8 protein-coding genes and 1 pseudogene are annotated in these 8,891 nt (G+C 71.9%); 7 read left to right on the top strand and 2 right to left on the bottom strand.

Going from position 1 to position 8,891, the window contains the following annotated elements; genetic code table 11:
* Positions 1 to 746: pseudogene (locus AB8Z36_RS20450) on the top strand (HTTM domain-containing protein); the annotation flags it as partial.
* Positions 743 to 1,522: a TrmH family RNA methyltransferase gene (locus AB8Z36_RS20445; RefSeq protein WP_369214793.1), complete on the top strand. Its 780-nt coding sequence runs from the start codon at positions 743 to 745 to the stop codon at positions 1,520 to 1,522. The pseudogene AB8Z36_RS20450 and the gene AB8Z36_RS20445, both read left to right, overlap by 4 nt.
* Positions 1,523 to 1,603: 81 nt before the next feature.
* Here the strand turns inward: AB8Z36_RS20445 and paaN are convergent, their stop codons facing one another.
* A complete protein-coding gene (gene paaN, locus AB8Z36_RS20440) occupies positions 1,604 to 3,295 on the bottom strand; it encodes a phenylacetic acid degradation protein PaaN (protein WP_369214792.1) in 1,692 nt (563 codons plus the stop codon).
* A gap of 196 nt (positions 3,296 to 3,491) precedes the next feature.
* Here paaN and AB8Z36_RS20435 point away from each other — a divergent pair, with 196 nt between their 5' ends.
* Together AB8Z36_RS20435 and AB8Z36_RS20430 are read left to right on the top strand one after the other, a co-directional pair.
* Positions 3,492 to 5,003 (top strand): 3-hydroxyacyl-CoA dehydrogenase, encoded by a 1,512-nt coding sequence (locus AB8Z36_RS20435; RefSeq protein ID WP_369214791.1) that lies wholly within the window; start codon positions 3,492 to 3,494, stop codon positions 5,001 to 5,003.
* Positions 5,000 to 5,593: a TetR/AcrR family transcriptional regulator gene (locus tag AB8Z36_RS20430; protein ID WP_369214790.1), complete on the top strand. Its 594-nt coding sequence runs from the start codon at positions 5,000 to 5,002 to the stop codon at positions 5,591 to 5,593. The genes AB8Z36_RS20435 and AB8Z36_RS20430 overlap by 4 nt, the downstream gene beginning before the upstream one ends.
* Before the next feature lie 36 nt (positions 5,594 to 5,629).
* Here the strand turns inward: AB8Z36_RS20430 and AB8Z36_RS20425 are convergent, their stop codons facing one another.
* Positions 5,630 to 6,139, bottom strand: coding sequence for an Lrp/AsnC family transcriptional regulator (locus tag AB8Z36_RS20425; protein ID WP_369214789.1), 510 nt, complete (start codon positions 6,137 to 6,139; stop codon positions 5,630 to 5,632).
* Positions 6,140 to 6,328: 189 nt separating this feature from the next.
* Between AB8Z36_RS20425 and pdhA the strand changes: the two genes are divergently transcribed.
* The 3 genes from pdhA to AB8Z36_RS20410 form a co-directional block, all read left to right on the top strand.
* Positions 6,329 to 7,474, top strand: a complete 1,146-nt coding sequence (pdhA, locus tag AB8Z36_RS20420; RefSeq protein WP_369214788.1) for a pyruvate dehydrogenase (acetyl-transferring) E1 component subunit alpha — start codon at positions 6,329 to 6,331, stop codon at positions 7,472 to 7,474.
* A complete protein-coding gene (locus AB8Z36_RS20415; protein WP_369214787.1) occupies positions 7,471 to 8,487 on the top strand; it encodes an alpha-ketoacid dehydrogenase subunit beta in 1,017 nt (338 codons plus the stop codon). Before pdhA ends, AB8Z36_RS20415 begins: the two co-directional genes overlap by 4 nt.
* The coding region (locus tag AB8Z36_RS20410) for a biotin/lipoyl-containing protein (RefSeq protein ID WP_369214786.1) at positions 8,469 to 8,891 on the top strand (423 nt) is incomplete at its 3' end. The genes AB8Z36_RS20415 and AB8Z36_RS20410, both read left to right, overlap by 19 nt.

Genomic DNA, 8,891 nt, shown 5'->3' with positions numbered 1-8,891 from the left:
GCGCCGGAGAGCCGGTCGACCGGGTGGGGCCCGCGCTGTGGTGGGTGCTCGGCCTGACGCTGGCGGCCGTGACGTTCATGGGGGAGCTGGAACGGTTCTGGCTGGTGGTCTTCTGGGGGCTGCTCGCGGTGCACGGTCTGTGGTGGGCCGTGGGGCGCCGCGCTCCACGCGGTGAGCTGCGCAAGTTCCTCGATGTCGTCGCCAACCTCGTCCACAACGCGGGGCTGCTCATCATCATGGTCGAGGCCTGCCTCATCTACGCGACGGCCGGCTGGTACAAGATCCAGGGCAGCCGCTGGCAGGACGGCACGGCCGTCTACTACCCGCTGAACCTCGACTACTTCTCCCCCTGGCCCGCCCTCTCCGAGCTGCTCGCGTCGAACGGCCTGATGCTGCTCGCGGTGACGTACGGGACGGTTGTCATGCAGGTGGCCTTCCCCTTCACCCTCTTCAACCGCCGGGTCAAGAACGTCCTGCTCGCGGCGATGATGTTCGAGCACGCCGTCATCGCGGTCGTCCTGGGGCTTCCGTTCTTCTCGCTCGCCATGATCACCGCCGACGCGGTGTTCCTGCCGACGTCGTTCCTGCGGCGTCTGGGCGGCTGGGTGGCACGCGCGCGTGACGGGGTGCGGGTCCGTGTCACCGCACGCCTTCCCCGGCGGGACGCCACACCCGAGCAGCCGGCCGGGGGCCGGTCGCAGGAGGCGGAGAGCGCTGAGCACGCGCGCGTAGGCTTCACTCCATGAACAGCACTTCCCAGGTGGACCCGGGCGACGCCGTGCGTGCCTGGCGTGGGCTCGCGGACACCTGTGTGCTGCTCGACGGCTTCCACGCGATCAAGCACGCGCTGCGCTTCGGCGCCCGCGTCCCTGCCGCGCTGACCAGCGACAGGCCTGGGGTCCTCGCCCTGGCGGACGAGCTGGCGCCGGACGTGCGGCAGGCGCTGGAGGCCCTGCTGGTGCCCGTCGACGACGAGCGGCTGCGGGCGCTGGTGCCCCGGCTGCATCCCACGGCGGTCGCCGCCCTCGCGGAGCGCCCGTCGCGCGCGGACAACCTGGAAATCCTGGGGCGCCTGCCGCGAACCGCTCCGGTCGTCGTGCTGGACGATCCGCGCAACCTCGGCAACGCGGGCGCGGTGATCCGGCTCGCCGCCGGGTTCGGGGCGACCGGTGTCGTCACCACGGGAACGCTCGACCCCTGGCACCCGACCGTCGTACGAGGCGGCGCGGGCCTGCATTTCGCGACGGCCGTGGAGCGGATGGAGGTCACGGAGCTGCCGCCGGGGCCGGTGTTCGCGCTGGACGCGGAGGGCGAGGACATCCGGGGCCTGAAGTTCCCCGACGACGCCGTGCTCGCCTTCGGTTCCGAGCGCAGCGGCCTGTCGGCGGCGCTGCGCGAGCGTGCGGACCATCTGGTGTCGCTGCCGATGCGTCCGCAGGTCTCCAGCTACAACCTGGCCACGAGCGTCGGCATGACGCTCTTCCACTGGTCGGCGGGCAGGCCCCCCGGCCCGGAGGCCTGAAACCCGCCGCCCAGCGGATCCTCATGTGTGCCCGGGCATCGCGGAAGCCCGGGCATGGCGGAAGCCCGGGCGCCGCCCGTGTCAGGCGTCCTTGCGGATCTCCACCACACGGAAGCGGTTGGCGACGAAGGCGCCGTCGCACAGTGCGGCGTTCGCCGCGGGGTTGCCGCCCGAGCCGTGGAAGTCGGAGAACGCCGCCGTCTGGTTCACATAGACGCCGCCCGTGAGGTTCAGCGAAAGCTGGGCGCACTCCTCCAGGCAGGTCTCCTCGACGGCCGAGGCGACCTCTTCGGAGGTGGTGTACGCGCCGACGGTCATCGCTCCCTTGGTGCGCACCGTCCGGCCGAGGAGCCGCACCGCGTCGGCCGCGGAGTCGACGGCGACCGCGAAGGAGACCGGGCCGAAGCACTCGCTCAGGTAGGCCGCCTCGGCGTCGGGCTTCGCGCCGTCCAGCTTGACGATGACCGGGGTGCGGACCACGGCGTCGGGGAAGTCCGGGTTGGTGATCTCCTTGGAGGAGAGGGCGACTTCACCGAGCCCGGAGGCCGCTTCCAGGCGTGCCTTGACGTCTGGGTTGACCAGCGCGCCGAGGATGCCGTTGGCCCGGGCGTCGTCGCCGAGCAGGCCGCTGACCGAGGCGGCCAGGTCGGACACCACGTCGTCGTAGGACTTGGCTCCCGCGTCCGTCCGGATGCCGTCGCGGGGGATCAGGAGGTTCTGCGGGGTGGTGCACATCTGGCCGCTGTAGAGCGAGAGGGAGAAGGCGAGGTTCGCCAGCATTCCCTTGTAGTCATCGGTCGACTCGACGACGACCGTGTTGACCCCGGCCTTCTCCGTGTAGACCTGCGCCTGGCGGGCGTTGGCCTCCAGCCAGTCGCCGAAGGCCGACGAACCGGTGTAGTCGATGATCTTGATTTCGGGGCGGGTGGCGAGCGTCTTGGCGATGCCCTCGTCCCGCCGCTCGGCGGCCAGGCAGACCAGGTTCGCGTCGAATCCCGCCTCGGCGAGGACCTCGCGGGCGATCCGGACCGTGAGCGCGAGCGGCAGCACCGCGCGCGGGTGGGGCTTCACCAGGACGGGGTTGCCGGTCGCGAGCGAGGCGAACAGGCCGGGGTAGCCGTTCCACGTCGGGAAGGTGTTGCAGCCGATCAGGAGCGAGATGCCGCGTCCGACGGGCGTGAACCGCTTGGTCATCGCGAGGGGGTCGCGCTTGCCCTGCGGCTTGTTCCAGTCGGCGGTGCCGGGGGTGCGGTCCTGCTCCGCGAACGCGTACGCCACCGCTTCCAGGCCGCGGTCCTGGGCGTGCGGGCCGCCCGCCTGGAAGGCCATCATGAAGGCCTGGCCGCTGGTGTGCATGACCGCGTGCGCGAACTCGTGCGTGCGGGCGCTGATGCGCGCCAGGATCTCCAGACAGACCACCGCGCGCGTCTCCGCGCCCGCGTCCCGCCAGGCGCGCATTCCGGCGCGCATCGCCGGGAGCAGGGTGTCGATGTCCGGGTGGGGGTAGGTGATGCCGAGCTCCGGGCCGTACGGCGAGACCTCGCCGCCCACCCAGTCGTCGGTGCCGGGCTGGTCGAGGTCGAAGCGAGTGCCCTGGAGGGCGTCGAAGGCGGCCTTGCCCTCGGGCAGGCTCAGGCTGCCGTCCTCGCCGTACGCCTTCGGGTGCTCGGGGTGCGGGGACCAGTACGCGCGCGTGCGGATGGTCTCCAGCGCCTGATCGAGCGTGGGCCGGTGCTTCGCGAGCAGCTGTTGCGCGGTGAGTTCGGCGGCCATGGCAGGACCAACTCCTCGTCGGTCAGCTCTCCATCGAGCTGGCGAGCTGGGCAGGAACAGTGGGCAGGGACTGGCTGACAGGGCTAGAGTAACCGAACGATCGGTCGGGACAAGAGGGTCCGCCAAACCTGTGGACAACTTCTCCACGGCCACCCCAGGACCGCCGGCCGGTGGACCGTGCGGGAGGATCGCGAGCATGACAGCACTCGTTCTCAGCAGCGCCGTTGCCGTCGTCGGCACCGGGACCATGGGGCAGGGCATCGCGCAGGTCGCCCTGGTGGCGGGCCACCCCGTGCGGCTGTACGACGCCGTGCCCGGCCGTGCGGCAGCCGCGGCCGAGGCGATCGGGGCCCGCCTCGACCGCCTCGTCGAGAAGGGCAGGCTCACGCCCGGGGACCGCGCCGCCGCGGGCGCCCGGCTCACCCCCGCCGGTGACCTGGCGGAGCTCGCCGACTGCGGCCTGGTCGTCGAGGCGGTGCTGGAGCGGCTCGACGTCAAACAGCAGCTCTTCAAGGAGCTCGAAGACATCGTCACCGAGGACTGTCTGCTCGCCACCAACACCTCCTCCCTCTCCGTGACCGCCGTCGCGGGCGCCCTGCGGGAGCCGGGCCGCTTCGTGGGCCTGCACTTCTTCAACCCGGCGCCCCTGCTCCCCCTCGTCGAGGTCGTCAGCGGCTTCGCGACCGAGGAGGCGGCGGCCACGCGCGCGTACGAGACGGCCAGAGCGTGGGGGAAGACGCCGGTGCGCTGCGCCGACACCCCCGGCTTCATCGTCAACCGCGTCGCGAGGCCCTTCTACGCCGAGGCGCTGCGCCTGTACGAGGAGCGGGTCGCGGACCCCGCGACGATCGACGCGGTCCTGCGCGAGTGCGGCGGCTTCAAGATGGGTCCCTTCGAGCTCACCGACCTCATCGGCCAGGACGTCAACGAAGCCGTCACGCGCTCCGTGTGGGAGTCGTTCTTCCAGGACCCCAAGTTCACCCCCGCCCTCGCCCAGCGGCGCCTGGTCGAGTCGCGGCGCCTCGGCCGCAAGTCGGGACGCGGCTGGTACGCCTACGGGGACGACGCCCCGCGCGCCGAGCCGCACACCGCGGAACCCGCCGACGCCCCGCGCTCCGTCACCCTGCACGGCGACCTCTTCCCCGCCGATGCCCTGGTCGGCCTCATCCGGAAGGCGGGCATCGAGGTGCGCCAGGGGAAGGGCGTCCCGAGCCACCCCGGTCACATCGAGCTGCCGGGTGGCGCGCGGCTCGCCCTCGCCGACGGTTCCGGCGCGGACACCGAGGCGGAGGCCACCATCCACTTCGACCTCGCGCTCGACTACGGGACCGCGACCCGGATCGCGCTCTCCCCGTCGAGCAGGGTGGACGAGCAGGGGCTGCGGGAGGCGGTCGGCCTCTTCCAGGCGCTCGGCAAGAAGGTCAGCGTCATCGGACACGCCCCCGGGATGATCGTGGCCCGCACGGTGTGGATGCTCGTGGACTTCGCCCTGGACGCCGTCGGACGCGGGGTGGCGGACGCCGAGGACGTCGACACCGCCATGCGCCTGGGCGTCAGCTACCCTCTCGGCCCCGTCGAATGGGGCCGCAGGCTCACCGCGTACCGGGTGGCCGAGTGCCTTGAGCTGTTGCACGAGGAGTACCCCACGGGGCGCTATGCCCCGTCCCAGGCCCTGCGGCGCCAGGCCGTGCGAGAGGAATACTCATGACCACCGCCCGGCGTGACACCTACACCCCGGAGACGCTCCTGAGCGTGGCCGTCCGGGTCTTCAACGAGCGTGGCTACGACGGCACCTCCATGGAGCACCTGTCCAAGGCGGCAGGCATCTCCAAGTCCTCCATCTACCACCACGTGACGGGCAAGGAGGAGCTGCTGCGGCGCGCGGTGAGCCGGGCGATCGACGGCCTCTTCGGCATCCTCACCGAGGAGCACGCGCGCGTGGGCAGCGCCGTCGAGCGCCTGGAGTACGTCACGCGCCGCACGGTGGAGGTCCTCGTCGCCGAACTGCCGTACGTGACACTGCTGCTGCGCGTGCGGGGCAACACCGACACCGAGCGGTGGGCCCTTGAGCGGCGCAGGGAGTTCGACCAGCAGGTGGCCGAGCTCCTCAAGGAGGCCGTCGCGGACGGCGACCTGCGCTCCGACGTCGAGCTGCGCCTCGCCACCCGGCTCCTCTTCGGGATGATCAACTCCATTGTGGAGTGGTACCGCCCCGAGAGCAGGGGCGCGGCGAACGGCGAGCAGATCGCGGACGCCGTGGTGCAACTGGCGTTCGGGGGCCTGCGCACCGCCCGCTGAGGCAAGGTGCCGTGGGCCCGCGGCCGCTGCGGGTCCTCAGCTCTCCGGCTCCAGGTCGTCCTCCTCGAAGACCAGCAGCGTACGGGTGCTGAGGACTTCGGGGATGGACTGGAGCCGGGTGAGCACCAACTCCCGCAGCGCGCGGTTGTCCGGCGTGTGCACCAGGAGCAGTACGTCGAAGTCTCCGCTGACGAGCGCGATGTGCGACGCACCGGGAAGTGCGCGCAACTGCTCGCGCACCGTGCGCCAGGTGTTCTGGACGATCTTGAGCGTGATGTACGCGGACGCGCCCTGCCCGGCGCGCTCGTGGTTGATGCGCGCCCCGAAGCCCCTGATGACGCCGTCGTCGATGAGGCGGTTGATCCGCGCGTAGGCGTTGGCGCGCGAGACGTGCACGCGCTCGGCGACGGAGCGTATCGAGGCGCGACCGTCCGTGTGCAGGATCTGGAGGATGTCGCGGTCGATGGCGTCCAGCGGCCGGGGCTCGGGCGCGCCGGGCTCCGGATGATCACTCTCGAGCCGGTCGGCCATTCGTTCAGATGCCATGTCCCCCCGCCTCCCTACCATGGACGTACTGCATCCATCCCAGGCTGTGGAGAACCGTTTGTCCACAGCCTGGAGGTGCCTGTAGCCAAAATGTGCCGACGACCGAACAATCGGTAGGTGAGGCGCGTCACAGCTCCGTGCCTCTTTGCCGCTCCCACGAGGAGACCGCTTCCCACAGGAGGTGCCGTCATGACGGTCATGGAGCAGCGGGGCGCCTACCGGCCGACCCCGCCCCCCGCCTGGCAGCCCAGGACCGACCCCGCGCCCCTGCTCCCGGACCCGGAGCCGTACCGGATCCTGGGCACCGAGGCCGCCGCGAAGGCCGATCCGGAGCTGCTGCGCCGTCTGTACGCGGAGCTGGTGCGCGGACGCAGGTACAACACGCAGGCCACGGCCCTGACGAAGCAGGGCAGGCTCGCCGTCTACCCCTCGAGCACCGGCCAGGAGGCCTGCGAGGTGGCCGCAGCGCTGGCGCTCCAGGAGCGGGACTGGCTCTTTCCCAGCTACCGCGACACCCTCGCCGTCGTCGCCCGCGGCCTGGACCCGGCGAGCGCGCTCACCCTCCTGCGCGGCGACTGGCACACCGGTTACGACCCGCGTGAGCACCGCATAGCGCCGCTCAGCACGCCGCTCGCCACCCAGCTCCCGCACGCCGTGGGCCTCGCGCACGCCGCGCGCCTCAAGGGCGACGACGTGGTCGCGCTCGCCATGGTCGGCGACGGCGGCACCAGTGAGGGCGACTTCCACGAGGCGCTGAACTTCGCGGCCGTGTGGCAGGCGCCCGTGGTCTTCCTCGTGCAGAACAACGGATTCGCGATCTCCGTGCCGCTCGCCAAGCAGACCGCCGCCCCGTCCCTGGCCCACAAGGCCGTCGGGTACGGCATGCCGGGACGCCTGGTGGACGGCAACGACGCGGCGGCGATGCACGAGGTCCTGAGCGAAGCGGTGACCCGCGCGCGGCAGGGCGGCGGCCCGACGCTCGTCGAGGCGGTCACCTACCGCATGGAGGCCCACACGAACGCCGACGACGCCACGCGGTACCGCCAGGACGCGGAGGTCGAGGCCTGGCGCGACCACGACCCGATCGTCCTGTTGGAGCGGGAGCTGACGGAGCGCGGCCTCCTGGACGACGACGCGAAGAGGCAGGTGGGCGAGGACGCCGAGGTGATGGCCGCCGACCTGCGCGCACGGATGAACCAGGACCCCGTGCTCGACCCCATGGACCTCTTCTCGCATGTGTACGCGGAGCAGACCTCGCAACTGCGCGAACAGGCGGCCCAGTTGCGGGCCGAGCTCGAAGTGGCCTCGGAAGAGGCCGGGGAGGAAACCCGATGACCACGGTCACGGCGAAGCCGGCCACCAAACCGGCCACCATGGCCCAGGCCCTCGGGCGCGCCCTGCGCGACTCCATGGCCGAGGACCCGTCCGTCCACGTCCTGGGAGAGGACGTCGGCGCGCTCGGCGGAGTCTTCCGGGTCACCGACGGACTCGCCGCTGAGTTCGGCGAGGACCGCTGCACGGACACGCCGCTGGCCGAGGCGGGCATCCTCGGCGCGGCCGTGGGCATGGCGATGTACGGCCTGCGGCCCGTCGTGGAGATGCAGTTCGACGCGTTCGCCTACCCCGCCTTCGAGCAACTCCTCTCGCACGTCGCGAAGATGCGCAACCGCAGCCGCGGCGCCATGCCGCTGCCCATCACCGTCCGGGTGCCCTACGGCGGCGGGATCGGCGGCGTCGAGCACCACAGCGACTCCTCCGAGGCGTACTACATGGCGACCCCGGGGCTGCACGTCGTCACGCCGTCCACGGTCGCCGACGCCTATGGCCTGCTGCGGGCCTCGATCGCCTCCGACGACCCGGTCGTCTTCCTGGAGCCGAAGCGGCTGTACTGGTCGAAGGCCGACTGGAACCCCGAGGCCCCGTCGGCCGTTGAACCGATAGGACGCGCGGTGGTGCGGCGCCCCGGCCGCAGCGCCACCCTCATCACGTACGGCCCGTCCGTGCCCGTCTGCATGGAAGCCGCCGAGGCGGCGCGGACCGAGGGCTGGGACCTCGAAGTGGTCGACCTGCGCTCACTGGTGCCGTTCGACGACGAGACGGTCGCCGCGTCCGTCCGGCGCACGGGCCGGGCGGTCGTCGTGCACGAGTCGAGCGGCTTCGGCGGTCCCGGGGGAGAGATCGCCGCGCGGGTCACCGAGCGGTGCTTCCACCACCTGGAGGCACCGGTGCTGCGGGTCGCGGGCTTCGACATTCCTTATCCGCCGCCGATGCTGGAGAAGCACCACCTGCCGGGTGTCGACCGCATCCTCGACACGGTGGCGCGGCTTCAGTGGGAGGCGGAGAGCTGATGGCGCAGGTGCTCGAGTTCAAGCTGCCCGACCTCGGTGAGGGACTGACCGAGGCCGTGATCGTCAACTGGCTCGTCCAGGTCGGGGACGTCGTCGCGGTGGACGAGCCGGTCGTCGAGGTCGAGACGGCCAAGGCGATGGTCGAGGTGCCGTGTCCGTACGGGGGCGTGGTGACGGCCAGGTYCGGCGAGGAGGGCAGCGAGATGCCCGTCGGCGCACCGCTGCTGACCGTCGCGGTGGGCGCCCCCGCCCAGGCGCCCGACGTGGAAGGGCCTGCCGGGGCGCCCGCCCCGCAGGAGCCCGCCGAGCGTGCGCTGCGCACGGCGGCCGAGGAGGAGTCCTCCGGCAATGTCCTGGTCGGGTACGGGACGGCGGCCGCCCCCGCCCGCCGCAGAAGGCTGCGG

Origin of the sequence: Streptomyces flavofungini, assembly GCF_041028215.1 — a bacterium.
GTDB lineage: Bacteria > Actinomycetota > Actinomycetes > Streptomycetales > Streptomycetaceae > Streptomyces > Streptomyces flavofungini_B.
The sequence above is the reverse complement of the archived record's forward strand: the minus strand, read 5'-3'. Positions and strand labels throughout refer to the sequence as shown.

Excerpts from the sequence above, each read along its gene's own strand:
- AB8Z36_RS20445 (WP_369214793.1), top strand. The coding sequence starts at position 743 with ATGAACAGCACTTCCCAGGTGGACCCGGGCGACGCCGTGCGTGCCTGG.
- paaN (WP_369214792.1), bottom strand. The coding sequence starts at position 3,295 with ATGGCCGCCGAACTCACCGCGCAACAGCTGCTCGCGAAGCACCGGCCC.
- AB8Z36_RS20435 (WP_369214791.1), top strand. The coding sequence starts at position 3,492 with ATGACAGCACTCGTTCTCAGCAGCGCCGTTGCCGTCGTCGGCACCGGG.
- AB8Z36_RS20430 (WP_369214790.1), top strand. The coding sequence starts at position 5,000 with ATGACCACCGCCCGGCGTGACACCTACACCCCGGAGACGCTCCTGAGC.
- AB8Z36_RS20425 (WP_369214789.1), bottom strand. The coding sequence starts at position 6,139 with ATGGCATCTGAACGAATGGCCGACCGGCTCGAGAGTGATCATCCGGAG.
- pdhA (WP_369214788.1), top strand. The coding sequence starts at position 6,329 with ATGACGGTCATGGAGCAGCGGGGCGCCTACCGGCCGACCCCGCCCCCC.
- AB8Z36_RS20415 (WP_369214787.1), top strand. The coding sequence starts at position 7,471 with ATGACCACGGTCACGGCGAAGCCGGCCACCAAACCGGCCACCATGGCC.